This is a genomic window from Limibacillus halophilus (assembly GCF_014191775.1).
Lineage (GTDB): Bacteria > Pseudomonadota > Alphaproteobacteria > Kiloniellales > CECT-8803 > Limibacillus > Limibacillus halophilus.
Window position 1 is genome coordinate 56302 of record NZ_JACHXA010000001.1, and the last position, 23605, is coordinate 79906.

At 60.1% G+C, this 23605-nt stretch carries 20 protein-coding genes; 7 read left to right on the top strand and 13 right to left on the bottom strand.

Annotated features, from left to right (window positions below; genetic code table 11):
* Positions 1-85 precede the first annotated feature (85 nt).
* Entirely contained in the window at positions 86-892 is an 807-nt protein-coding gene (locus FHR98_RS00275; protein WP_183414609.1) for a tetratricopeptide repeat protein, read from the top strand.
* A gap of 34 nt (positions 893-926) precedes the next feature.
* On the opposite strand, the gene FHR98_RS00280 is transcribed toward FHR98_RS00275, so the two are convergent.
* A complete protein-coding gene (locus FHR98_RS00280) occupies positions 927-1640 on the bottom strand; it encodes a GNAT family N-acetyltransferase (RefSeq protein WP_183414610.1) in 714 nt (237 codons plus the stop codon).
* A 219-nt stretch (positions 1641-1859) separates the two neighbouring features.
* On the opposite strand from FHR98_RS00280, the gene FHR98_RS00285 reads away from it, so the two are divergent.
* Positions 1860-3113 carry an O-antigen ligase family protein gene (locus FHR98_RS00285; protein ID WP_221205653.1) on the top strand — a complete coding sequence of 418 codons (1254 nt, stop codon included), beginning with the start codon at positions 1860-1862 and terminating at the stop codon, positions 3111-3113.
* Here the strand turns inward: FHR98_RS00285 and FHR98_RS00290 are convergent.
* The 3 genes from FHR98_RS00290 to FHR98_RS00300 are packed head-to-tail and all read right to left on the bottom strand — an operon-like array spanning position 3046 to position 7277.
* On the bottom strand, positions 3046-4437 hold the full coding sequence (locus FHR98_RS00290) for an AmpG family muropeptide MFS transporter (protein ID WP_183414612.1): 1392 nt from the start codon (positions 4435-4437) through the stop codon (positions 3046-3048). The two genes, FHR98_RS00285 and FHR98_RS00290, sit on opposite strands and share 68 nt — an antisense overlap.
* Complete coding sequence (typA, locus tag FHR98_RS00295) at positions 4427-6259, bottom strand: translational GTPase TypA (protein ID WP_183414613.1); 1833 nt, start codon at positions 6257-6259, stop codon at positions 4427-4429. The genes FHR98_RS00290 and typA overlap by 11 nt, the downstream gene beginning before the upstream one ends.
* A gap of 19 nt (positions 6260-6278) precedes the next feature.
* Entirely contained in the window at positions 6279-7277 is a 999-nt protein-coding gene (locus FHR98_RS00300) for an adenosine kinase (RefSeq protein WP_183414614.1), read from the bottom strand.
* Positions 7278-7457: 180 nt separating this feature from the next.
* On the opposite strand from FHR98_RS00300, the gene FHR98_RS00305 reads away from it, so the two are divergent.
* Genes FHR98_RS00305 through FHR98_RS00315 form a run of 3 tightly spaced genes read left to right on the top strand, consistent with a single transcriptional unit; the run spans position 7458 to position 9276 of the window.
* Positions 7458-8168, top strand: a complete 711-nt coding sequence (locus tag FHR98_RS00305; protein ID WP_183414615.1) for an EI24 domain-containing protein — start codon at positions 7458-7460, stop codon at positions 8166-8168.
* Positions 8169-8224: 56 nt separating this feature from the next.
* Positions 8225-8857 (top strand): bactofilin family protein, encoded by a 633-nt coding sequence (locus FHR98_RS00310; protein WP_183414616.1) that lies wholly within the window; start codon positions 8225-8227, stop codon positions 8855-8857.
* Between the two features lie 5 nt (positions 8858-8862).
* Entirely contained in the window at positions 8863-9276 is a 414-nt protein-coding gene (locus FHR98_RS00315) for a hypothetical protein (RefSeq protein ID WP_183414617.1), read from the top strand.
* Positions 9277-9286: 10 nt separating this feature from the next.
* On the opposite strand, the gene nth is transcribed toward FHR98_RS00315, so the two are convergent.
* Positions 9287-9967, bottom strand: coding sequence for an endonuclease III (gene nth, locus FHR98_RS00320; protein WP_183414618.1), 681 nt, complete (start codon positions 9965-9967; stop codon positions 9287-9289).
* 82 nt (positions 9968-10049) lie between these two features.
* Between nth and FHR98_RS00325 the strand changes: the two genes are divergently transcribed.
* The gene (locus FHR98_RS00325; RefSeq protein ID WP_183414619.1) at positions 10050-10580 is read left to right on the top strand and encodes a DUF2244 domain-containing protein; all 531 of its coding nucleotides are present in this window, start codon (positions 10050-10052) and stop codon (positions 10578-10580) included.
* Here FHR98_RS00325 and FHR98_RS00330 read toward each other — a convergent pair.
* From FHR98_RS00330 to FHR98_RS00365, 8 genes are all read right to left on the bottom strand, one after another.
* Positions 10552-11307: an SDR family oxidoreductase gene (locus FHR98_RS00330; protein WP_221205654.1), complete on the bottom strand. Its 756-nt coding sequence runs from the start codon at positions 11305-11307 to the stop codon at positions 10552-10554. The two genes, FHR98_RS00325 and FHR98_RS00330, sit on opposite strands and share 29 nt — an antisense overlap.
* Before the next feature lie 522 nt (positions 11308-11829).
* Positions 11830-12609 carry a succinate dehydrogenase iron-sulfur subunit gene (locus FHR98_RS00335; RefSeq protein ID WP_183414621.1) on the bottom strand — a complete coding sequence of 260 codons (780 nt, stop codon included), beginning with the start codon at positions 12607-12609 and terminating at the stop codon, positions 11830-11832.
* 42 nt (positions 12610-12651) lie between these two features.
* Entirely contained in the window at positions 12652-14481 is a 1830-nt protein-coding gene (sdhA, locus tag FHR98_RS00340; protein WP_183414622.1) for a succinate dehydrogenase flavoprotein subunit, read from the bottom strand.
* Positions 14482-14491: 10 nt separating this feature from the next.
* Entirely contained in the window at positions 14492-14866 is a 375-nt protein-coding gene (sdhD, locus tag FHR98_RS00345) for a succinate dehydrogenase, hydrophobic membrane anchor protein (RefSeq protein ID WP_183414623.1), read from the bottom strand.
* A gap of 4 nt (positions 14867-14870) precedes the next feature.
* Positions 14871-15263 (bottom strand): succinate dehydrogenase, cytochrome b556 subunit, encoded by a 393-nt coding sequence (gene sdhC / locus FHR98_RS00350; RefSeq protein ID WP_183414624.1) that lies wholly within the window; start codon positions 15261-15263, stop codon positions 14871-14873.
* 254 nt (positions 15264-15517) lie between these two features.
* Positions 15518-15991 carry a DUF1203 domain-containing protein gene (locus FHR98_RS00355; RefSeq protein ID WP_183414625.1) on the bottom strand — a complete coding sequence of 158 codons (474 nt, stop codon included), beginning with the start codon at positions 15989-15991 and terminating at the stop codon, positions 15518-15520.
* Between the two features lie 83 nt (positions 15992-16074).
* On the bottom strand, positions 16075-16719 hold the full coding sequence (locus FHR98_RS00360; RefSeq protein WP_183414626.1) for a class I SAM-dependent DNA methyltransferase: 645 nt from the start codon (positions 16717-16719) through the stop codon (positions 16075-16077).
* A gap of 4 nt (positions 16720-16723) precedes the next feature.
* Positions 16724-21568, bottom strand: coding sequence for an NAD-glutamate dehydrogenase (locus FHR98_RS00365; RefSeq protein ID WP_183414627.1), 4845 nt, complete (start codon positions 21566-21568; stop codon positions 16724-16726).
* A 174-nt stretch (positions 21569-21742) separates the two neighbouring features.
* Here FHR98_RS00365 and FHR98_RS00370 point away from each other — a divergent pair, with 174 nt between their 5' ends.
* Positions 21743-23407, top strand: a complete 1665-nt coding sequence (locus FHR98_RS00370) for a L,D-transpeptidase family protein (protein ID WP_183414628.1) — start codon at positions 21743-21745, stop codon at positions 23405-23407.
* Positions 23408-23605: the final 198 nt, after the last annotated feature.

Consider the following 23605-nt stretch of genomic DNA (forward strand, 5'->3'; position numbering starts at 1 on the left):
CGCTAAGGGTGGCTGCTGGGATGCCGTCAAGCAAGCAGGAAAAGCCCCTTGCACTGGCCCGGGCTGTGACGGCGTAATGGCGGCCATGACACACACCTCCCCCTTTCGCCGCTTCCGCAGGTCCTCAGCCTTCCTTGCCGTGGCCGTCGCTGGAATGTTCGCCGTCGTTGTTCCTCTTTGGGCGCAAACGACCGGGCAAGGCGACGGCGTACCCACTGGCGGCGCCGAGCGCTACGACATCTGCATGAAGATGGCGTTCGGTACGCCGGAGTTGGCGTTGAACGAAGCCAATGCATGGGGCAAGGAGGGCGGCGGCTTGCCGGCCGAGCACTGTGCGAGCGTCGCCTTACTGAACATGGGCAGGCTCGAGGAGGGGGCCAGCCGCTTGACCGCCATGGCCGATGCCATGACCGGCATGCGCCCTGAACTCCGGATTGGTGCTTACGGACAAGCGGGACAGGCCTGGACCATGGCCGGCGACAGCAAAGCGGCTCTGGCGGCCCAGTCCAAAGGGCTAACGCTTGATCCCGACAATGTGGAGTTGTTGATCGATCGCAGCTTCAGCCATGCCCTGACAAGGGACTTCTGGGCGGCTTTGGACGATCTCAACAAAGCCAGCGATCTGGCACCCAACCGACCCGACATTCTTGTCTACCGCGCCACCACCTATCGGTTCTTGGAAACCCCAGAGCTTGCCTTGGACGATGCCAACCGGGCCTTGGTGCTGGCGCCGGACCTACCCGAAGGCTTGCTGGAGCGAGGTATTCTGCGGCGTTTGACCGGGGATGAAACCGGTGCCAAGGCGGACTGGGAAAGATTGATTCAGGTCGCCCCACAAAGCGCGGCCGCGCAGTCTGCCAGACAAAACCTCGAGAGGATCACCAAGCCGTAATTTACTCTACGCATTGGAGGCTGGCCTAGGATTGCTAGAAATTCGTCGCTTCAGGCGGCTTGCTATCAATGCACTTGCGCACCAACACGATGCCTGGCTCGTCGCTGGTGGTCGCAGTTTGATAGCCCAAATCCTTCACGAGGTGCAGCATCGGCCGATTTTCTGCCAGAATTTGCCCCGTTATCTCAGACACTTGACGGGACCGGCAGTACTCCTCGATTCGGGCCATCAGTTCGTGCCCCAATCCGCTTCCCTTCTTGTCGGAGCGGACCACGATGGCAAACTCCGCGTTGCGACCACCTGCGTCGCCGTTTTGGTTGATTATGGCTCTGACCACTCCCCAAATCTCCTGTTTGAAGAGGGTCTTCCGAACGGCCACAAACGCCATTTCCCGATCATAATCTACCTGCGCCAACTGCGCTGCGAGAGGCTGCTTCAATTCCTTCATAGGGCCAAAGAACCGCATGCGAACATCTTCCGGTGTCAGATGTGTGAAGGCTTCCCGCAAGGCGCCCTGATCGTTCGCTCTGATCGGCCTTAAAACGAGGACATCTCCGGCGTTCGTTCTTATGATCCGGGCCAATTCTTTCGGGTAACGCGCCGGTCGCGCCTTTGGAGACTCCTTGGCCGCATCCCTTGTTGCGATCGGGTCGGAAGAAGACCAATAAATGGAGCGCCCAAGCTTGCCCGCCCGCAGTGCGTTTCTGAAGTAAGTCATCGACAAATGCCCGAGACTCAAGACACGCATCTTGTGACCTCTTGGGTGAAATATCGAACCGGATAGCTTCATAGTACTCTTTCTATGCTGCAGTGCAACATATTGAGTTTCCCAGGCCAAAACCAAGGGGACTCGCGGCGGATGCCCTTCCCAAGCGCTACAGCGCCGCCTAAAACAGAAGACCATCGCGGCCGCAGAAGCCGTACAGGAGTTGATGAAAGCGAGTCTGGCATGACAAGTAGCGAGACGATGAGCAACAGTTCTGGCGCAGTGCGCCTGCCCGGAACGGCCGACAGTGCGCCGTTCCTTTGCCTGATTGTTACCGCCACGCTGCTCACGTCTCTCTTTGCGTCCAAGGTGTTTACCTTGGCATTCCTTTCGTTGGCGCTGGTTCTGCTCTTTCTCAATGCGCAAGAGCCCTCCCGCTCCAGCATTGCCGGCTCCGGCGTGAAGCAGCTTTGGATCGCTTTGGGTCTTCCCCTCGCTTACATGTTCCTTTCGAGTTTCTGGTCAAACGACCCCGGCTTCAGCCTGCTTGCGGCCGGCAAATTACTGATTCTCCTATTGGTCGGAAGCCTCGCGGTTTCGCCGCATTTCTCGCGTCACATCCTGGCCACCTGGACAACGCGCCTTGCCGGAGCGGCATGGCTACTACCCTTGGTTCTGATCGTTGCCGTCGTCACCCTGGCGGGGGCGGCCTTCGACAGCCTCTTCCAACCCAACGCCGTGCCCCTGCTATCGGACGTCAACAAGCTGCTAGCCACGGCCTTTCCGCTCTTGTGGATTCTGGCGGCTTGCTTGGGAGCCGACCTACGGAAGTCATGGTTGGTTCTATGGTTGATCGCGCTGATTTTCTTGAGCGGCGAGCACGTGGTCGGACCTCTGGCTTTTGCGCTCACTGCCTTCGTTTTGCCTGTTGCGGCGCATTTCCGACGCCCTGAATGGATCGTGCCCATGGCCGCGCTGGCGGCCAGTAGCATCATTATTCTTGCGGCGATTTACTTCCAATCACAGGGCGGCCCCGTCGTCGAAGGAGATCGAAACGCTGGGGCGCTTTCCGAGCTACTTGCCAGAGTGAACGCGGGCGACCGCCAAATGATCTGGTTGCAGGCATTCCGGGTGTTCCTGGAAGAACCCTGGTTCGGGCACGGCTTCCGGATGTCGCGCTTTATCCTGGAAGCCGGTACCGGGGGCAACCCACCGGCCCATATTCTCCATCCACACAACTTCACCCTGCAGATTCTAATGGAGGTTGGCATTCTGGGCATGCTGGTGATCTACACAGGATTCTCCCTGGCTTGGGTCAAGCTGCTGTCCTGGATGAACCCGCAAGGTGTACAGCTTGCAACCGGTCTTGGATTTTGCCTGCTCGTCGTCTGGTCTGCCGGGTTCGGCGTCTGGCAGAGCTATCTGCTGGGCGCCTTTATCTCCGGTCTCACGCTGATTCGGCTGTGCTTTCCAAGCGCGCCGACCTCAACACCTCAAGGCGCCCAACCCAAATGACCAAAAGCATCGCCGGAATACCCAGCACCGCGGCATAAAGAAAGAATGAGTGGTAACCCAGCGCTTCCACGACCTCGCCTGAGAACCCGCCGATGAACTTGCCCGGCAGAGTCATCAGCGATGAAAAGAGCGCGTACTGCGTCGCTGTATAACTGGAGCTCGTGAGGCTGGAGAGGTAGGCGATGAATACCGAGCCGGCCAGTCCGCCGGCCAAATTGTCGGCGCTGATGGTCACCACCAGGAAACCGAGGTCGGGGCCGAGACTGGCGAGTGTGGCGAACAGCAGATTCGTGACAGCCACCAGCAAGGCCCCCAGGAACAAAGGGCGCAGGAGTCCGAAGCGCACGACGAGAACACCGCCAACAAAAGCGCCGGCCAGACTCATGACAAGGCCATAGAGCTTGCTGACACTGGCAATCTGGGATTTCGTGAACCCAAGATCGATGTAGAAAGGATTGGCCATGACGCCCATGGTGATGTCGGAGATGCGGTAGAATGCGACCAACATCAAAATCACCAAGGCCATGCGCCCGTTGCGGCGGAAGAAATCCACGAAGGGACAGACCGCTGCGCCATAGAGCCAGGCCGCCACGGCAAGACCGCCTTGCGCTGGCCGGCCACCGAGGAAAGCCTCCACTTCGGGCAGCTTCAGGACTTCCAAACGATCCTTATTGATTTCCGGCTCATGAATTATCAGGACAGTGACGATGCCAACCCCTACCAGCAGCGCCATGGTCGTGTAAGCGGCAAACCAGGTGAAAAAATCCGCCATGTACAGGGCGCCCGCCCCGGCGGCCAGCAGCCCGAACCGATAGCCCAGCTGATAGGTCGCGGCCATCGCGCCCTGAAGGTCCTTCTTGACCGCCTCGATGCGATAGGCGTCGATGGCGACGTCCTGCGTTGCCGAGGAAAAGGCCACCAGGAACCCGAAAGCAATCACGGGAGCCAACGACATTGCCGGATCACTCGTGGCCAGGCCAAACAGGCCTGCGGCGATACCGGCCTGCGCCACCAGCATCCAGGAACGCCGCCTGCCGAGCAGACGGGTTAATCCCGGCAGCTTGAGATTGTCGACGACCGGCGCCCAGAAGACCTTGATCGAATAAGTGATGCCCAGCCAGGAAAGGTAACCGATGTCGGCGCGGTTAATGCCCGCTTCCGTCAGCCAGGCAGAGAGCGTCGAGAAGACCAGCAGAAAGGGAAGGCCGGCGGAGAACCCCAGAAACAGCATCGCCAGCACCCGAGGGTGGCGATAGACGGTGACAGCTTCGCTCCAAGAGCGACGATCGGACCGTCCATTGCTGTTGCTGGCGTCAGACGGCATCTTTCAGGCGGCTTTCCTTCTTACGCTCATGCGGGTCAAGGTAGCGTTTGCGCAGCCGGATCGATTTTGGTGTCACCTCGACCAGTTCGTCTTCCTCCACGTAACTGAGCGCTTGCTCCAGGCTCATGCGCCGTGGCGGCGTCAGCAGCACGTTGTCATCCTTGCCGGAGGCACGCACGTTGGTCAACTTCTTCGCCTTCAGGGGGTTGACCTCAAGATCGTTCCCGCGGCTGTGCTCGCCGATGATCATGCCGCCGTAAACCGGCTCACCGGCACCGACGAACAACTGGCCCCGTTCTTCCAGATTCCATAGCGCATAGGCTACGGACGATCCCTGGCCGTTGGAGATCAAAACGCCGACCCGGCGCCCCGCGATCTGGCCCTTGTACGGCCCGTAGTGCGAAAAGACGCGGGCCATGATGCCGGTACCCCTGGTATCGGTCAGGAACTCGCCGTGATATCCGATCAGGCCACGCGCGGGGACTTGGAAGGCCAGGCGCAGCTTACCGCCGCCCGAGGGCTTCATTTCCAGCAACTCGCCCTTGCGCTGGCTGATCTTGTCCACGACGACGCCGCTGTACTCTTCGTCCACGTCTACCTGAACCTCTTCGTAAGGCTCCTGTCTGTCACCGGTCTGCGGATCGTTCCGGAACAGCACGCGCGGACGGCTGATGGAGAGTTCGTAGCCCTCCCGGCGCATGGTTTCGATCAGAACCCCCAGTTGCAACTCGCCACGTCCGGCGACCTCGAAGGAATCCTTTTCACCGGTTTCGGTGACACGGATCGCGACGTTGCCCTCCGCTTCCCGCAGCAAGCGGGCGCGAATCATACGCGACGTCACCTTGTCCCCCTCGCGTCCCGCATAGGGGGAATCGTTGATCGAGAAGGTCATTGCCAGCGTTGGCGGATCAATGGGCTGCGAGGGAATGGCCTCTGTCACGCTTGGATCGGCAAGGGTATCGGCTACGGTCGGTTTCTCCAATCCGGCGATGGCCACGATATCACCTGCGCGCGCTTCCTCGACCGCCTCACGCCTTAGGCCACGGAACGCCAACAGCTTGGTCAGGCGAGATTGCTCGATCACCTTGCCGTCACGGGTCATGGCATGCAGCGGCATGTTTACCCGCGCCACGCCCTCGGCGATGCGTCCGGTCAGAATGCGCCCCAGATAGGGATCATACTCCAAGGTCGTCGCCAGAAGCTTGAAAGGCTTCGTTTGGTCGCCCTCGGCCAAAGGCACGCGCCGGGCAATGGCGTCGAAAAGCGGCGCCAGATTCTCGCGCGGATCATTTTCCAGGTCATCGACCGCCCAGCCATCACGACCAGAGGCAAAGAGCGTGGGAAAGTCCAGCTGCTCCTCATCGGCATCCAGCGCGCTAAAGAGATCGAAGACCGCATCCTGCACCCAGAAGGGACGCGCATCGGATTTGTCAATCTTGTTGACGACCACGATGGGCTGCAATCCGCGGCGCAGGGCCTTCATGGTCACGAACTTGGTTTGCGGCATCGGACCCTCAGCGGCATCGACCAGCAGCAAAACACCATCGACCATCGAAAGAATACGCTCGACCTCACCGCCGAAATCGGCGTGACCGGGCGTATCGACGATGTTTATACGCTCGCCCTTCCACTCAACCGAGGTACATTTTGCAAGGATGGTGATGCCACGCTCGCGCTCCAGATCGTTGCTGTCCATCGCGCGTTCAGCCATATGCTGATTCTCACGAAAGGTGCCCGACTGGCGGAGCATTGAATCGACCAACGTGGTCTTTCCATGGTCAACGTGGGCGATGATCGCCAGATTGCGGATGCGTCCGCTCATGGTTTTTAGAGTCCGTGGCTCAGTTAATGCCGAGGCGCGTCTTCGCCAGCTCTTTCAAGCTGGTCTCCGGCCGCGCGCCGTAGTGGGAAATTATCTCCGCCGCTGCTATCGCGCCCAGACGGCCGCAGGTCGCCAAATCGAGCCCCTGAGCATAGCCATGGAGGAAACCTGCAGCGTAAAGGTCTCCGGCGCCGGTGGTGTCTACCACCTTTTGTACCGGTTCTGCATCAATTACCTGCATATCATCGCCAGAAAGTATGATCGAGCCCTTCTCGCTGCGGGTCAGCGCAGCAACCTTGCAGTGCCCGCGCACCTTTTCCAGCGCCTCGTCGAAGGTGGTCACCTGATAGAGCGAGAGAATCTCCTGCTCATTGGCGAACAATAGATCAACATGCCCCGCCACGAGGTCCAGAAAGGACTCGCGATGACGGTCCACGCAGAAAGGGTCCGAAAGGCTGAGCGCAACCTCACCGCCGGCATCATGAGCGGTTTCGGCGGCGCGCAGGAACGCTGCCTTCGCTGGTGGCGCGTCCCAAAGATACCCCTCTAGATAGGTGATCTTCGACGCCGCAATCGTGGTGGTATCAACATCCTCCGGCGCTATCTGCACGGATGCCCCCAAAAAGGTGTTCATGGTCCGCTGGGCATCCGGCGTTACCAGAATCAAGCAACGCGCCGTCGGCTCGCCGATCATCGCAGCCGGGGTTTCGAATGCAACGCCGGACGCGCGAATGTCATGACGAAAGATGCCGCCGAGTTGATCGTTTCGCACCTTTCCAATGAAGGCGGCGCGGCTCCCCAACTGGGCCAAACCGACCATCGTGTTGGCGACGGACCCTCCGGAGACCTCGCGGCCCGGTCCCATCGCATTGTACAGGCTCTCGGCACGCTGTGCGTCGATCAGGGTCATGACCCCCTTCTCCAATGCCTCTTGCTGCAAGAAGGCGTCATCTGCAGGTGACAGGACATCGACAATAGCATTGCCGATACCAACCACGTCATAAGGCTGTTGGGTCATGAGGTCGTTTCCTTTCGCGCAATTCTGCTTTGCGCGCGCAGCTTTACCGCCTGACCGCCCGAGGAGCAATGGCGAAGGCTGAATCCGGCCTTCAACGGTACGGCATTCGGTCCAACGCCATCATGAAGGGATGCGCGAGAGCCTTGCCCCGAGGCCTCGGGTCGCGCTAAACCCCTGCTCATGTTCTCAAGCCTTGCCAAATCCTTCGCCCAGCTCTCCGACCCGCGCGTCCGCAAAGTGGTCTGGTGGAGCATTCTCTTGGCGCTCGGCGTCTTCGTTCTGCTGTGGATCGGCTTCGGCTTCCTGCTGTCATGGGGTGGCGATTCACTGGCCGCCTGGCTTCAGTCGCTGGGCTGGGAGGGATTCCTCCTGCGCTCGGTCGAGTGGCTGGCTGCCGCCGCCTCTGTCGGCGCACTGCTGATTGTCTCGCTCCTGGTCTTTCCAGGTGTGGTCGGAATTCTGATTCCGCTTTACCTGGATCAGGTAGCCGACGCCGTCGAGGACAGGCATTATCCCGGCTTGCCGCCAGCGCGTCCGCAGCGCTTGGCTGAAATGCTGCTGGACGCCCTACGCCTGGTCGGCGCGACGGTTGCGCTCAACTTGCTGGCGTTGCCGTTTTATCTGATTTTCCTCTTCATACCTGGCCTCAACCTACTGCTGTTCTACCTGCTCAACGGCTATCTGCTGGGTCGGGAGTACTTCGAGCTGGTTGCGGTCCGACGCTTGGCGCGCAGCGAATTGAAACCGGCTTGGAAAGCCAGGAAGGGGCGTTATCTGGTAGCAGGTGCGTTAATAACCTTCCTCCTAACCATTCCGCTGGTTAATCTGATAGCGCCCGTCGTGGCCACGGCCTTCATGGTTCACCTCTTTCAGAACGCATCAAAGGCCTGAGGGCGGCGACCGTTCGCAAGCCGGCAGTCCGGTGGTTCATAAGGGAGTTTCAGGGGATGTTCGGGAAGAAAAACAAAGACGGCGGAAACAACCCCAGCGATCCGCGGACAAGGGATACAATCCCACGGGGCCCACGCCCGGCCGGGACGGAACGTGAGGAGACGAGACCGCTGCGCCGTACAACCGGCGAGTTGCCACTCACGCCGCCAAGTCGCCAGGAATTCGCCGGTCCCACTGAGCGTTACGACCCCACGGAGCGCTATGCAACGAGCGCGCCGCGCACCGCGGAACCATCGCCGCCACCAGTTGCGCCGGTCGCTCCAGCGCCCAGCATTCCCGGCACCAGGGATTCCAGCGAAGGCGAGGGTCAGCGCCTGTCCGTTGGCAAGGGCATCAGCCTAACCGGCGAGATTCGCAACTGCGAGAGCCTGTTTGTCGAAGGCGAGGTCGAGGTCAAGCTGACGGACTGCAAGTGGTTGAAGATTGCGGCAGGCGGCTTAGTCAAGGGTACGGCCACGGTTGAAAATGCCGAAATCAGCGGTTCCTTTATCGGCGAGCTTACAGTTCGCGGCTGCTTAAGCGTCAAGCGAGGTGGCCTTGTCGAGGGCGACACGAAGTATACTGAACTTGAGATCGAACGCGGCGGCCGCCTGACCGGCAAGAGCGACAAGAACGAACTGGACTCCTGACCCCCATGCACCTGCCGACCGCCCGCCTCGCATCGCTTCTTTTGCTTGCCTTGACCGTGAGTGCTTGCCAACAGACTGCGCTTGCGCCCAGCGCCTCCCTGCCAGCGCAGTCCCCGGCTCCAGCGCCAAATAAGCCCGCAGCGACACCGTCGGATCTAGCCGGGCTCGATGCTAACGGCCTTGATGCGCTTCTGGGACGGCCGACCGTGATCCGACGCGAGGCCGATGCCATGATATGGCAGTATCACGCTCGCGGATGCGTGCTAGATCTATTCCTCTATGCCAATGCGCCGGATAAAACCCAGCGGCTCGTGCATGTGGAAGCGCGCAGCGACGATGACGCCAGCCCTCTGGAAACCGGCGCCTGCTTGGCGGAACTTTCAGACCCCTCCCGGCACCTGACCGCCAACGCCGACTAACGCCGGCCGATCAGGACTTACGCCGACTCGCCTTGGGCGGCTTGCTGACAAAGTCCTGTTCGCTGGTTTTCTGTTTGAAGCTGCAAAGATCATTGACGACGCAGCGCGGGCATTCGGGTTTGCGCGCCTTGCAAACATAGCGGCCGTGCAGGATCAACCAGTGATGCGCATGCAGCATGCGATCCTCCGGCACGGCTTTCAGCAGCTTCAACTCAACCGCCAGCGGCGTCTTTCCAGGTGCCAGCCCAGTGCGGTTCGAGATACGGAAAATGTGCGTATCCACGGCCATGGTCGGCTGGCCGAAAGCCACATTGAGCACGACATTGGCGGTCTTGCGGCCAACCCCCGGCAAGCTTTCCAGGGTTTCCCTGTCCGCAGGGACCGCGCCGCCGTGTTCCTCTATAAGGATACGGCACAAGGCAATGATGTTCTTGGCCTTGGAATTAAAGAGTCCGATGGTTTTGACATAGTCCTTCAAGCCCTCCTCGCCCAGCGCCAGGATTTTTTCCGGCGTGTCGGCGACGGGAAAGAGCTTCTGCGTTGCCCGGTTGACGCCCGCGTCGGTCGCCTGGGCCGAAAGTACGACCGCGACCAGCAAGGTGAAGGGTGAGGTATATTCCAGCTCGCTCTTCGGTTCCGGCATCGAGGCCGCCAAACGATCAAAAAAGGTGACAACATCGGCTTTCTTCATGAATCTTATTTCCCTTGTGAGTCTTGGGCCCTTTGCAGCCTCTCTCTTGGCACCGTTCGCCTCTCGGCTTTATTCTCCTCTTATGACACAGAGCAACCCTTTGCCCGAAGGAAATGAAGCAGTCGTTTTCGACGCTTTGCTGGAGCCGCACCGCAGCCTCAGCCCGCTCGGTTTCCTGTTGCTGATGACAGCGATCTGCTGCCTCAGCGGGGCGGCGGGGTTTTTCTTTTTCCTCGTGGGCGCCTGGCCGGTAGTCGGATTCCTGGGCCTCGACGTGTTGTTGGTTTATCTGGCCTTTCGCGCCAACTACCGCAGTGCCCGGATGTTCGAGCGGTTATCCTTGACGCCGCAACAGCTTCACGTGCAGCGCGTGGGGCCCAGCGGACAGGCGTGGGAATGGAGGTTTCAACCCGCATGGCTAAAAGTCGAGATCGACGACCCTCCCGAACCGGACAGCCCGCTCCTGCTGCGATCTCACGGCCGCAGCCTTACAATCGGGGCGTTCCTGACTGCCGAAGAACGGCTCGACCTAGCCCAAGCACTGCGCGGAGCGTTGGCAAACCTATCCTGGCGAACCGCGCCGCTTAACGTCCCCCCGCCACCCTCAAGATAGCGCCTGTAACGTAAGAAGCTGCGTCCGAGAGCAGCCACAAGACCGGCTCGGCGATCTCGTCGGGACTGCCGGGACGGGCCAGGGGAATCATGGGCGCGATCTTCGCCACGCGGCCTATGACGCCGGACTCGCGCTCGTGAATTTCGGTATCTGTCAGACCCGGCGCGACCGCGTTCACGCGGATACCGTCATCGCCCAATTCCTTGGCAAGACCCTGGGTAAAGGAGTCGACCGCACCCTTGGTCGCGGCGTACCAGGTGTACTCGTTCGGAGAGCCCAGGGTCGCGGCACTGGAGGAGATATTGACGATAGCGCCACCCGCACCGCCATGGCGGGTAGAGGCGCGGCGCACGAAGCTGCACGCGCAGTTGATCACACCCATGACATTGACCGCGACGACGCGTTCCATTGTAGCGGTTTCGGCCTCGTCAAGACGGCTGGCGCGGCCCGTCAGGCCCGCATTGTTCACCAGATAGCGAACCGGGCCCAATACAGATTCCGCCCCGTCAAAAAGCGCTTCCACCTGGGTTGCGTCCGCGACATCGCCGGGCAGGGCCACGGCTCTGCCACCGGCTGCTTGTATCTCCTTGGCCAGTGCCTCGGCCTCGGCGGCCGAGCGACTGTAGTTGATGGCCACGGCGTAACCACGGTTGGCGGCAAGCCGTGCGACGGAAGCGCCGATACCGCGACCACCACCGGTCACCAGAAGACAAGGTTTATCTGCCATCGCGACCATCCCTCTCGCTTTTAACTTATCGAAACGCCTGCCCGAAGCTTCCCAGCCACGGGCCACGATCTCAAGCCCAAACCACCCCTGAGTCCAACATGGCGGGGTTGCAAGATACCAAGGAAGGAAGGCGGCTGGCCGGTGGAAGTGCCCCGGGCCGGTCTGTGGGAGAGGGAGAGGGAGAGTCGACCGGCCCGGGACGAAGCAGTTCAGTGATGAACTGCGACCTATTAGGTCGGTGTTTCAAGGAAGCGGTCTTCTGTCCGGATTACACCGGGACGGATACCGATAGCTCGCCGGCCAAGGAAACAGGCAAGAAACGCCCGAAACCCATCAGCGCAAAGCCCAAACGAACGTCCATTTTTCCGGAACGTCCTGGCCCCCACTGTCACCGGTCGGTTGCTGCTTCCAGGAAGGCACCGACTTCTTATGACACAGCCGGATCGTTCAGCGATCCGACCTGTACCAATCATTTAGGGCTAAAGAGCACCGTTACGCAACAGCAAAACATGCCTCGAACCTTCAGACCCGGCGTTCCACCATCAGCTTTTTGATCTCGCCGATGGCTTTGGCGGGGTTGAGGCTCTTGGGGCAGGTCTTGGTGCAGTTCATGATCGTGTGGCAGCGATAGAGGCGGAAGGGGTCCTCAAGCTGATCCAGACGCTCCCCGGTGAACTCGTCGCGGCTGTCGGCGATCCAGCGATAGGCCTGCAGCAACACAGCCGGACCCAGATAGCGATCACCGTTCCACCAGTAGCTGGGGCAGGAGGTGGAGCAGCAGAAACACAGGATGCATTCCCACAGGCCATCCAGCTTGGCGCGCTCGCCCGGGGTTTGGAGACGCTCGCGCTCCGGTGCTGGCGTCGTGCTTTTCAACCAGGGTTCGATCGAGGTGTACTGGGCGTATACCTGATTGAGATCGGGCACCAGGTCCTTGACCACCGGCATGTGCGGCAAGGGATAGACCTTCACGTCTTCCTTCACTTCCTCGACGAACTTGGTGCAGGCCAACGTGTTGGTGCCATCGATGTTCATAGCGCAGGAACCGCAAACGCCCTCGCGGCAGGACCGGCGAAAGGTCAGCGTCGGATCGATCTCGTTTTTAATCTTGATCAGCGCATCCAGAACCATCGGCCCGCAGTCGGCCATATCCACCGTGTAGCTGTCGACGCGCGGGTTCTGCCCGTCATCGGGGTCCCAACGGTAGACCTTGAAGGTCTTGGGTTTTTTGGCGCCAGCAGCATTACCCCAGGTCTTGCCTTCTTGAACGCGGGCGTTCTTTGGCAGCGCAAATTCGGCCATATCTTCCTTGCCTCTCTTGTCTCGTCTTTACCGGTCCAGCGCTCAGTAAACCCGCGCTTTAGGCGGGAAGGACTGCACTTCGTTGGTCATGGGCTGCAGGTTGACGCGGCGGTCGCCGAAGGTGACCTTACCCTCGTCGTCGCACCACACCAGCGAGTGCTTCATCCACTTTTCATCGTCCCGATCCGGGAAATCCTCGCGGGCATGCGCGCCGCGGCTTTCCTCCCGGCGCGCCGCCGTGGTCATGGTGGTCATCGCCTGGTACATCAGATTGTCGTACTCCAAGGTCTCCACCAGATCGGAGTTCCAAATGAGCGAGCGGTCGCTGACCGCCACATCACCACTCTCCTGCCAGACGGCCTCAAGCTTCTTGACGCCTTCCTCCAGCACTTCGCCGGTTCGGAAGACCGCCGCGTGATCCTGCATGGCGCGCTGCATCTTGGCGCGCAACGCGGACGTTGCCTGGCCGCCTTTGGCGTGGCGAAGGCGGTCCAGACGCTCCAGCGCCCGCTCGTCCGCATCTGCGGGTAGGGGCTTTTGGCTTTCCCCGGGCTTCAGTATGTCCGCGCAGCGCAGCGCGGCTGCACGCCCGAAGACAACCAGGTCAAGCAGCGAATTCGACCCGAGGCGGTTGGCGCCATGCACCGAGACGCAACCGGCCTCGCCTACGGCCATCAGGCCCGGGACGGTCCGGTTCTCGTCCTTGGGATCGCCCGCCAGCACTTCACCGTGCAGGTTGGTCGGGATACCGCCCATGTTGTAGTGACAGGTCGGGAGTACCGGGATTGGCTCACGGGTCACATCGACGCCGGCGAAAATCTTCGCCGTCTCGGAAATACCCGGTAGACGCTGGTGCAGCGTCTCGGGATCGAGATGCTCAAGATGCAAATGGATATGATCCTTGTTCGCGCCGACACCACGACCTTCGCGGATTTCCATGGTCATGGAGCGGCTGACGACATCGCGGCTCGCCAAGTCCTTGGCGGAGGGGGCATAGCGCTCCATGAAACGCTCACCTTCCGAGTTGGTGAGATAACCGCCTTCGCCGCGCGAGCCTTCGGTAATCAAACAGCCCGCACCATAGATGCCGGTCGGGTGGAACTGCACGAACTCCATATCCTGCAAGGGCAGGCCCGCGCGAGCGGCCATGGCATTGCCGTCGCCGGTCTGGGTATGCGCGCCGGTGCAGGAGAAGTAGACGCGGCCATAACCGCCTGTTGCCATGATGGTCATCTTGGAGCGGAAGCGGTGAATCTTGCCGTCATCCAGATTCCAGGCAACCACACCCCTGCACTCGCCGTCCTCCATCATGAGATCGAGGGCGAAGTACTCGATGAAGAACTCGGCGTTCCGCCGCAAAGACTGCTGATAAAGCGTATGCAAGATGGCATGCCCGGTCCGGTCGGCGGCGGCGCAGGTGCGCTGCGCCGTACCCTTGCCGTATTCTGTGGTCATGCCACCGAAGGGGCGCTGATAAATCTTGCCCGCGTCGGTCCGACTGAAGGGAACGCCGTAGTGCTCCAGTTCGATGATGGCCGGAATGGCTTCCCGGGTCATGTATTCGATGCAGTCCTGATCGCCCAGCCAATCCGATCCCTTGACGGTATCGTACATGTGCCAGCGCCAGTCATCCTCGCCCATGTTTCCCAGCGCCGCGGAGATGCCGCCCTGTGCCGCCACAGTGTGGCTTCTGGTCGGGAAAACCTTCGTGATACAGGCCGTTTTCAGCCCTGCTTCCGCCAACCCCAGCGTTGCGCGCAGCCCCGCGCCACCAGCGCCGACGACCACGACGTCGTAGGTATGATCGACGATCTCGTAGGCCTTTCCGCCGGTGGATGCCGTTGAGGTCTTGTTGCCCTTCGCTTCAGCCATTGTTGGCCCCTTAAACCATAATCTTGAGAACAGAGAGCGTGGCCGCCAGACCCAGTACGATACAGGCGAACTTCACGGCGATGATGCTGGCGATCTTGATGCCTTCCTGGTGGACGTAATCCTCAATCACGACCTGCAAACCCAGGGCGGCGTGATAAAAGGTCGCAATGATCAACAGGATCATCAGACCCCCGGACAAAGGGGACGAAAGCCAATGCAGGAAGGTTCCGTAGTCCGCGCCAACCATCGAGATGACCGACACGACAAACCAGAGACACAAGGGGACCAAGGCGATCGCCGTCAGGCGCTGGCTCCACCAATGGCCAGTGCCGTCCTTAGCGGATCCCAGACCGCGAACCCGGGCGAGCGGCGTGCGCAAGCTCATAGTATCAACCTCCGATCGAATAGCCGAGAACCCAGGCCAGCAGCGTTAGAACCGCCGTCGCACCGAGCACGATCTTGCCGCTCAGGTAAGCCACGTCGAGCTCATAGCCGTAGCCCGCATCCCAGACCAGATGGCGAATGCCATTGCATAGATGATAGAAAAGCGCCGCGCTCCAGCCGAACAGCAGCAGCTGTCCGAAGAACGAGCCAATGAAATCCTGTGCTGCGTGATAGCTCTCCGGGCCACTCGCGGCAGAGACCAACCAGTAAACCAGCAGCAAGGTACCCACTGCCAAAGCCACGCCGGTCAGGCGATGGGCAATCGACAGCATGGAGGTCAATTGCGGGCGGTAAACCTGTAGGTGCGGGGAAAGCGGTCGCTTACTGTTGCTCGTCATTGCCCAGTCTTTCTTCCCTCTTGTACAGCATGCCAGAAGCGACCACGAAGGCCGCAGGCAATAGGATTTCCCGACTAATTGCACACCACCGGCGAACGCCGGCATTATGGTGCGCCAGGGAAAGGCACCTTGGTCCAAGGCACCACATCTCAATGAGTTTATTTAGACTGCAGTGCAGCATCAAGTCAACGCACCGCCGTGCCAAAGACGCCGATCACCGAGCCAAAGTGTCCCGTGCCAGGCGCTTTGGACCGTCAGGCCCGGTCTATCCGGCAAAGGAAGCAGTTGTTGCTGGCCGAGCGGACGTGGAGATAGACAATTCCTTCTTCTGCCAGCATTGCTTCGGCCGTCTCGGCCAGCTGACCGCCGGGCACTATTCGGCCCGTGCCATAGCGGATACGATTGTCGGCACCGTAGCCGCGCACCAAAACTTGATGATAGCCCCGCAGCATGGGCGGCACCCCGGCCGTCTCCTCGTGCCGAGGGCAGAAATCGCCGTGCAAGAAAATCGGGCCGAGCTCGGCATAGGGTTGCTTATCGGGAAATGGCCGGTGCGCCAGGATCAAATACGGCTCCCCGGCTGCCACCGTGCTCAAGCAGTGACGGCAAGGAACGCCGTCACCATCCGAGATGTGAACCTCGGGTTTTTGGTCGTTGGCGTCCAGGCCACCGGCCTGATAGGTCTCAACGACATCTGTCGCAAGAGCCGTAAAACGTATTCGGGTCATCGTGACCTCCGGCAAGCAGGATTAAGTACATCGATCTTCATCCTGACAAGCGCGTCGGCTTCCCGCACTCCGAAGCTTGCGCTCTAGGCGCCGGTTCGACGAAAAACTTTCACAACCGTGAGAACATGGGCCTCTTCCGCCGATAGCAAGAAAGCCGGGCAAGGCGTGCTGTCCGCTAGGTGGGTAAGCTTTCCGGCCTCGGTAAGCACCGTCAAGCAATCGAGGTACCGCTTGGCATGATCGCCATCACCGCGCAAACCGACGACCATCACGCCGCCCGGGCGCAGAACGCGCGTCATTTCATGAAAGGAATCGCCCGGCGCATGCCCCGCCGTGAAGGTCCCGGCTCCAACCACAGCGGCGAAGCTGGCGTCGTCGAACGGCAGACGCTCGCCAAGCACGCCCTGAACACAGTCCCGATAAACGCCGCGCGACTTGGCAACGGCCAGCATGGCGTCGCTCATGTCCAACGCCACCAGGTCACGCAGCCCAAACGCATGCAGCAAAACCGCAACCAACCCGGTTCCGGCGCCACAGTCGAGCAGCGGGCCTTCCCCGGCAGGCAAATACCGCGCGGCCATACCCGCCACCAGGGCATGAGGGGTGTAGCCGAGCGCCATCACATCGCCGTCGTAGCGTTTCGCCCAAGCTGCGTACTCTTGCTCCAGAGCCGCGCGGTCCTTGGCGCCGTATACCTTTTCCAGCCTGTTCAGAACGTCGTCGCTCATCGCCTCACCGGGCTACCAGGGACTTCAACCTTCTGTTGGCGACAGCCAGCATGGCCAGGTCCGGCTGGCCCGCGGCCCGCAGCTCTCCGATCATCTGCTCGGCTCGGCTGACCAGCATACGCCGTTCCTCCGTCCAGGCGTCCAGCATCTGCATGGGATTCTGTTTAGCTTTAATACCATCCAGGATGCGGTTCTCCATCTCGCTCTGCAGTTCATAGAGGTCGTCCACGATGGCCGTGACCGCCAACTTGTCCCAGGCGTTGTCGCTCGGCAGCTTCGCCGCCGCCCGCCGCAGCCAATCGAAGCCGAATCGCTGCCCGACGGCGAAGTAGGTGCGCGCGGCGTCTTCCACCGACAGCCCGGCGGCATGCGCGGTGTCGACGATATCGCCAGCGGGCACCAGCCAGGGGAAGGCCGCAATTCGCTCAGCCAGCTCCTCAGGGACACCTTCGGCGGTCAAGCGGCCCGCAGCGGTTGTCAGGACTTTCACATCCTCCTGTGGCAGAACGGTTTTCAAACAGGCCGCCAAAGCCCGCGTGCCGTCCCGGTAGCGTTTAACCGTCTGGGATATGTGCATTGGCTGGGCAACGTGACGCAACAACCAAACGGTGCCGCGTTCCACCAAACGGCCGCACTCGGCAATCATGGTGTACTGCGCTTTCGTTGGCACTTTGTTATCCAGGCCCTCGATGTCCGACCAGCGATCGCGCAACTCAAAAATCTCACGCGCGACCGTGTAAGCACGCGCGATGTCGTCCGAGGGCAAACCGGTTTTCTCGGCAACCTCATGCACGAAGGAAATACCCGCGCGATTGATGATCGAGTTTGTAACTACGGTTGCCGCGATTTCCCGCCGCAAGCGGTGGTTCTCAATCTGCGGCCCGTACTTTTTGCGGAGCGGGGTCGGGAAATAGTTGACCAAATCTTCCATCAGGTCCGGATCGTCCGGCAGATCGGATCCCAACAGTTCGTCGTAAAGCGCGATCTTGGAGTAGGAAAGGAGCACCGCTAGTTCGGCGCGCGAGAGGCCCTGGCGCTTTTTCATGCGCTCGTCGATCACCTCGTCGTCCGGCAGATACTCGATCGCGCGACTCAACAGCCCTTGTTTTTCAAGAGACCGCATATAACGAGCGATCCGATCCAGCAAGTGAGCGCTCATACCGTGGGTGACCGAAATGGCCTGGGTCTGTAGGTAGTTGTCCCGCAGCACCAGATCCGCCACCTCGTCGGTCATCTGGACCAGCAGCTTGTCGCGCTGCTTGCGCGTCAGATCGCCGGCCTGTTCGGCATCTCCCAACAAGATCTTGATGTTGACCTCGTGGTCGGAGCAATCGACGCCCGCTGAGTTATCGATGGCATCGGTATTCAGGCGCACGCCCAGCAGGCCGCATTCCGTACGGGCCCGTTGTGTCATGCCCAAATTGGCGCCCTCCCCGACAACCTTGCATCGAAGCTCACGCGCATCGACCCGGAGCGCGTCGTTGGCGCGGTCTCCGACCTCAAGATGCGACTCCTCCGATGATTTGACGTAAGTGCCGATGCCGCCAAACCAAAGCAGTTCCGCCTCGGAGCGTAGGATTGCCTGGATAAACTCGTTCGGGGTGACCTGATCCACCTTGATGCCGAAGAGTTTTTTGATCTCGGGCGTGAGCTTGATCGACTTGGCCTTGCGTTCGAAAACGCCGCCGCCTTTGGAAATCAGCTTGGCGTCGTAATCACTCCAGGCGGACCGCGGCAGATCAAACAATCGTTGGCGTTCCTTGTGGCTGCTTGTCGGGTCAGGGTTGGGGTCCACGAAAATATGGAGATGGTTGAAGGCAGCCTGGAGGCGAATGCAGGGCGATAGCAACATGCCGTTTCCGAACACGTCACCCGACATGTCGCCGCAGCCGACAACCGTGAAGGGTTCCTTCTGAATATTCTTGCCAAGTTCCCGGAAGTGGCGCTTTACCGATTCCCAAGCGCCGCGCGCTGTGATCGCCATCTTTTTGTGGTCATAACCGGCCGATCCACCGGACGCAAAAGCGTCGTCCAACCAGAAGCCGTACTCAGCCGAAACACCATTGGCGATGTCGGAGAAGGTCGCCGTACCCTTATCGGCGGCCACAACCAGGTAGGGGTCGTCCTCATCGTGCCGAACGACATAGGGCGGCGGTACGATTTCGCCCTTCACGAGATTGTCGGTGACGTCCAGCAAGCTTCTGATGAACAATCGGTAACAAGCTATCCCCTCCTCCAAGAGGGCTTCGCGGCCGGCTTCGGGTGGCGGCGACTTCTTGAGCACGAAACCGCCCTTTGAACCAACCGGTACGATCACCGCGTTCTTGACCTGCTGGGCCTTGACCAATCCCAGAACCTCGGTACGGAAATCCTCCCGACGGTCCGACCAACGCAACCCGCCGCGGGCAACCTTACCGAAACGCAGATGCACGCCTTCGACCCGCGGCCCGTAGACGAAAATCTCGCGGAACGGTTTGGGTTGCGGCAGTTCCTCCAGATCGCGGGAGGCAAACTTGAGGGACAGGCAGGGTTTCTCACCACCGTCGCTGGTTTGCTGGTGGAAGTTCGTCCGCAGTGTCGAAAGGATCGCATTCAAGAAACGTCGGATGATGCGATCCTGGTCCAGGTTCGAAACCCCTTCCAAACCCTCTTCAATACGGGCTACCAGCTCCTTCTGCAGCTTCGCCCGCTCGTTGCCTAGCGCCGGATCGAAGCGCACCTCGAACAGCTCAACCAGCAGTCGCGAAAGCTCGGGGTTGGCTGAAAGTGTCTCTTCCATGTAATCCTGACTGAAGGGGATCGCCGCTTGACGCAGGAATTTGCAGTAAGCGCGCAGAATGATGACTTGCCGTGCGCCCAAGCCAGCCCGAATCACGAGCTGATTGAAGCCATCGTCTTCCATCTCCCCTGCCCAAACACGGGCGAAGGTCTCGTGAAAGGCGGCTTTTACTCTTGTGAGGTCAATCGCGTGACCGTCGCGGGTGCGCGCATGAAAATCGTGAATCCATACCGACTTGTCCGCCTGTTGAGGGCGCACTTCGAAGGGGACCTCCGAGATGACCTTCAGACCCATGTTCTCCAGCATCGGCAAAACATCCGAAAGCGGAACCGGTTCTGCGCCATGGTAAATCTTGAAATGAATGTGATCCTCGGCCTTTTCCAATGGTCGATAAAGGTTCATCGACAACTTGCCGGATTTCAAAGTGTCGCCAACGCGGGCAATGTCGAACACCGCCGTGCGCGCCAGGTTGGTCTCAGAGTAATTAGCTGGAAAAGCGCGTTGGTAACGCCGAGCCGTCGTAAGGCCGCGCTCTTCGCCCATTTCCTCGACCAGGGCTTCTTCGAGCAAATCCGTCCAGGCGCGGCTTGCTTCCGCGAGATGCTGCTCCAGAAGATCGTGATCGACGGCGGGCACCTTGCCCTGTTGAGTCCTGACAACGATATGGACGCGCGCCAGAGCCTCGTCCGATAGCTGGGTATAGGTCGCATTCACAACGCCGTTGTAGGCATCGGCCAGGATTTCCTGGAACTTAACCCGCAAGTTCGTATCGAAACGATCGCGCGGCGTAAAAACCAAACAGGAGACGAAGCGTTCGAAAGGGTCATGCCGAACAAACAAAGCCGTGCGACGGCGCTCCTGCAGGTGAAGAATGCCGAGCGCTATCTCCAGCAAGCGGGTTTCGCTGATCTGAAACAACTCGTCGCGCGGATAGCTATCCAGTATGTGCTGCAAGGCCTTGGCGTCGTGGCTACCGGACGCAAACCCAGCTTTAGCGATAACGTTTTCCACCTTCTGGCGCAGCACAGGGATCTCGCGCGGATTGCGTGAATAGGCCGCCGAGGTAAAAAGGCCGAGGAAAAGCTTTTCGCCCTTGACCTTGCCCTTGGCGTCAAAAGACTTGATGACCACGGTATCCATGTGAACCGCCCGGTGCACGGTCGAGCGGCGATTGGCCTTGGTAATCCGCAGCAAGGTTGGGCGGCGTACGAAATCCTGAACGTCGGGCGGCAGGTCCCCTAGATTGCGCAGACCATCGAAAACCGAATACTCGGTGTCCCGCAACACGCCCAGACAGCTCTTCTCGTCGATGCGGGCTACGGCTTTCTTGCCCTGCCCCTCGAAGCTGTATTCGCGATAACCCAGATAGGTGAAATGATCGTCGTCTAGCCAGGATAGAAAGGCCAAGGCCTCATCCAGCTCTTTCTTGGGCAAGTCCGGCGGCATTTTCTTCAGTTCCGCCACGCGGTCACGCAAGCGTTGGCGCATCTCCTTCCAGTCCACAACCGACGCCCGTACGTCGGCCAGCACAGAAAGCAGCCGCTCCTCGATCACTTTATGATTTTCGGCAGGCTGCTCAGCAACCTGAACATGCATGATGGATTCGTTCGCGCCGTTACCGGCTGATTTTCCCGGCAACTGGAAGGCTGTCAGACAACCTTTGGCATCCCGCGAGACCTGCAGGATCGGGTGGATGACTAGAGCGACATCTGCCTCATGCCTAGCCAGCTCCGCCGTAACCGAGTCCACCAGGAACGGCATGTCGTCGTTTATGATCTCGACAACCGTGTGGGAGCTTTTCCAACCGTGTTCCTCTTGTTGCGGGTTATAGACGCGAACTTGTGGCTGTCCGACAACAGCGCGTTTGCGGGCAAAGTTCCAGATGGACAGGGCCGCACCGTATAGGTTGTCGGCGGTTTCATCGGCCAAGTCGATCGCCGGCACGGTGCTGTAGAACGCCCGCACAAACCGCTCCGTCTCCGTCGCGCGATCCGCCGCCACGCGCTCACGAACCAATGCTACAACCTTCTCAACCAGCTCTTCCTTGAGCTGCTCGGCCCGTTTGGCCATGACTTTCCCTCCGCTTCATAACCGCAAACTGGATGGGCCCCGGACACTTTTCCCGGCGATCCGGACCACTTTCCAACACCCTTGCCTCTTGATGGGGCCTAGACCCGAGGCTAGCCCATCCCTACCACGACCGAAAGCCCTGGAATGGGCAAAACGACATGCTATTCTATTTGCATGAGGCTTTCGCAAATCTGGCTTGCAACCGTATTTCTACTGCTCTTTCTCACTCCTCAGGTTTGGGCTTCGAAGGCTTTTGCGAGCGCCGCGCTCGAAGCAGCGTTGCGGGAAGCCCTGGATAAAGTCGCCGCCACGACCACCGGTGAGGACGACATCGCGGAGTTGGCCCTGCTTCACCGTTTCTACACGGAACGGGATTGGCAGGCTCTGTGGGTCGGGGAAGATCGTGCCTTACCCTCCGCCTTCCGGCTGGGCGAGGTCCTTAAGAACGCGGACGAGGAAGGACTCGATCCGACGGATTACCATTCACCCGCAATCCAGGCGCTTCTGGCTTCAGCCAAGGTCGACCTGCTGGCGCCCCTGGAAATACGTCTGACCCAGTCCCTGGTTCGCTATGGCGCCGATTTGAATGGGGGACGCCTGGTCCCGCGTCAGGTGGACCCGGAATTGTTCGTTTATCCGCGCGACCTCGACCGTTACGCTTTGCTGCAAGCGGTTGCGGGAGGTGGCGACGTTTCGGAGATTCTGGCAGGCCTTGCCCCCCAGGACGACAGCTACCGGGCCTTAAAGTCGGTATTGGCGCGTTACCGATTGCTTGCCGCGATGGGCGGATGGAATAAAATCGGCGACGGCTCGACGCTCGACCCCGGCGTACGGGATGATCGCGTGATCGCTCTGCGAACGCGGTTGCGCACCACGGGCGAGTTGCGCGTCGCCGATGAAGGCATTCCCGATGACCCCCGGCTCTACGACGCGACGCTGCAACGCGCGGTCGAGCGTTTCCAAGCAAACCACGGCCTGGGTGTCGACGGGCGGGTTGGCAAGAACACTTTGGCCCACCTCAACACATCCGTTGAAGCCCGTGTCCAACAGATCTTGGCGAACCTCGAACGAGAACGCTGGGTCGCGGGCAAGCCCGTCGGTCGCCACCTCGCCGTCAATCTTGCCGACTTTACCCTCCGCCTCTATGACGAGGGGCGCGAGGTATTTACTTCCAAGGTCGTAATCGGAACGCCCTACAATCGAACACCGGTGTTCCGGCGTGACATGACCTACTTGGAAATCAATCCCTTCTGGAACGTTCCACCCTCGATTGCCGGCAAAGAACTTTTGCCCAAGATCCGAAAGAACCCGGCCTACCTCGAAGAGAACGGCTATGAGCTGTTCTCGAGTTGGAGCGATTCCGCCACGTTGGTCGATCCGCACACCGTTGACTGGGGCGCCGTTACCGCTGGACGCTTTCCCTACAAGATCCGCCAAAAGCCTGGTATCGACAACGCCCTCGGCCGCATTAAGTTCATGCTGCCCAACGAGTTCAACATCTACCTTCACGACACCCCGGCCAAGGCTCTCTTTTCGCGCGCGGAAAGAAGCTTCAGCCATGGTTGCGTGCGGGTCGATAAGCCAATTGATCTTGCAGTTGCGGTCTTGCAGGACGAAGCCACCTGGAATCGTGAACTGGTTGTCGCGGCAATCGAGAAGGGCGAGCGGCGGGTCGTCAGCCTCGCCAAGCCGCTACCGGTCCAAATCGACTACCAAACCGCTTGGGTCAACGACGCAGGGGTGCTCCAGTTCCGGGGCGACGTCTATGGCCGCGACGCCTTGTTGATCAGCGCCCTATTGGGGCCGCGCAGCACCGCCGAATCCTTACCGACCGATTGACCCTCACTCTTTGGTTGGCTCGGGCCTTGGAATAGAATGTTTGTTGCGTTTTTCGCTTCTTAAGGTATCTTTCTATCTTAAGACATTATGATTCGACTCGGCAGCAGGGATGCCATCGGGTCAATACCAGGGGTTTCAACTCCAGACTGGGGCGAATTTAGCGAAGACTGGCCAGCGCCAGCAGCGCGGGGACCGCAG

Coding starts and splice junctions, on each gene's coding strand:
- FHR98_RS00285 (WP_221205653.1), top strand. CDS start 1,860: ATGAGCAACAGTTCTGGCGCAGTGCGCCTGCCCGGAACGGCCGACAGT.
- sdhC (WP_183414624.1), bottom strand. CDS start 15,263: ATGACGAGCAACAGTAAGCGACCGCTTTCCCCGCACCTACAGGTTTAC.
- FHR98_RS00360 (WP_183414626.1), bottom strand. CDS start 16,719: ATGAGCGACGACGTTCTGAACAGGCTGGAAAAGGTATACGGCGCCAAG.
- FHR98_RS00370 (WP_183414628.1), top strand. CDS start 21,743: ATGAGGCTTTCGCAAATCTGGCTTGCAACCGTATTTCTACTGCTCTTT.
- nth (WP_183414618.1), bottom strand. CDS start 9,967: ATGAAGAAAGCCGATGTTGTCACCTTTTTTGATCGTTTGGCGGCCTCG.
- FHR98_RS00325 (WP_183414619.1), top strand. CDS start 10,050: ATGACACAGAGCAACCCTTTGCCCGAAGGAAATGAAGCAGTCGTTTTC.
- FHR98_RS00305 (WP_183414615.1), top strand. CDS start 7,458: ATGTTCTCAAGCCTTGCCAAATCCTTCGCCCAGCTCTCCGACCCGCGC.
- FHR98_RS00335 (WP_183414621.1), bottom strand. CDS start 12,609: ATGGCCGAATTTGCGCTGCCAAAGAACGCCCGCGTTCAAGAAGGCAAG.
- FHR98_RS00275 (WP_183414609.1), top strand. CDS start 86: ATGACACACACCTCCCCCTTTCGCCGCTTCCGCAGGTCCTCAGCCTTC.
- FHR98_RS00290 (WP_183414612.1), bottom strand. CDS start 4,437: ATGCCGTCTGACGCCAGCAACAGCAATGGACGGTCCGATCGTCGCTCT.
- sdhA (WP_183414622.1), bottom strand. CDS start 14,481: ATGGCTGAAGCGAAGGGCAACAAGACCTCAACGGCATCCACCGGCGGA.
- FHR98_RS00355 (WP_183414625.1), bottom strand. CDS start 15,991: ATGACCCGAATACGTTTTACGGCTCTTGCGACAGATGTCGTTGAGACC.
- FHR98_RS00300 (WP_183414614.1), bottom strand. CDS start 7,277: ATGACCCAACAGCCTTATGACGTGGTTGGTATCGGCAATGCTATTGTC.
- FHR98_RS00330 (WP_221205654.1), bottom strand. CDS start 11,307: ATGGCAGATAAACCTTGTCTTCTGGTGACCGGTGGTGGTCGCGGTATC.
- FHR98_RS00315 (WP_183414617.1), top strand. CDS start 8,863: ATGCACCTGCCGACCGCCCGCCTCGCATCGCTTCTTTTGCTTGCCTTG.
- FHR98_RS00365 (WP_183414627.1), bottom strand. CDS start 21,568: ATGGCCAAACGGGCCGAGCAGCTCAAGGAAGAGCTGGTTGAGAAGGTT.
- sdhD (WP_183414623.1), bottom strand. CDS start 14,866: ATGAGCTTGCGCACGCCGCTCGCCCGGGTTCGCGGTCTGGGATCCGCT.
- FHR98_RS00280 (WP_183414610.1), bottom strand. CDS start 1,640: ATGCGTGTCTTGAGTCTCGGGCATTTGTCGATGACTTACTTCAGAAAC.
- FHR98_RS00310 (WP_183414616.1), top strand. CDS start 8,225: ATGTTCGGGAAGAAAAACAAAGACGGCGGAAACAACCCCAGCGATCCG.
- typA (WP_183414613.1), bottom strand. CDS start 6,259: ATGAGCGGACGCATCCGCAATCTGGCGATCATCGCCCACGTTGACCAT.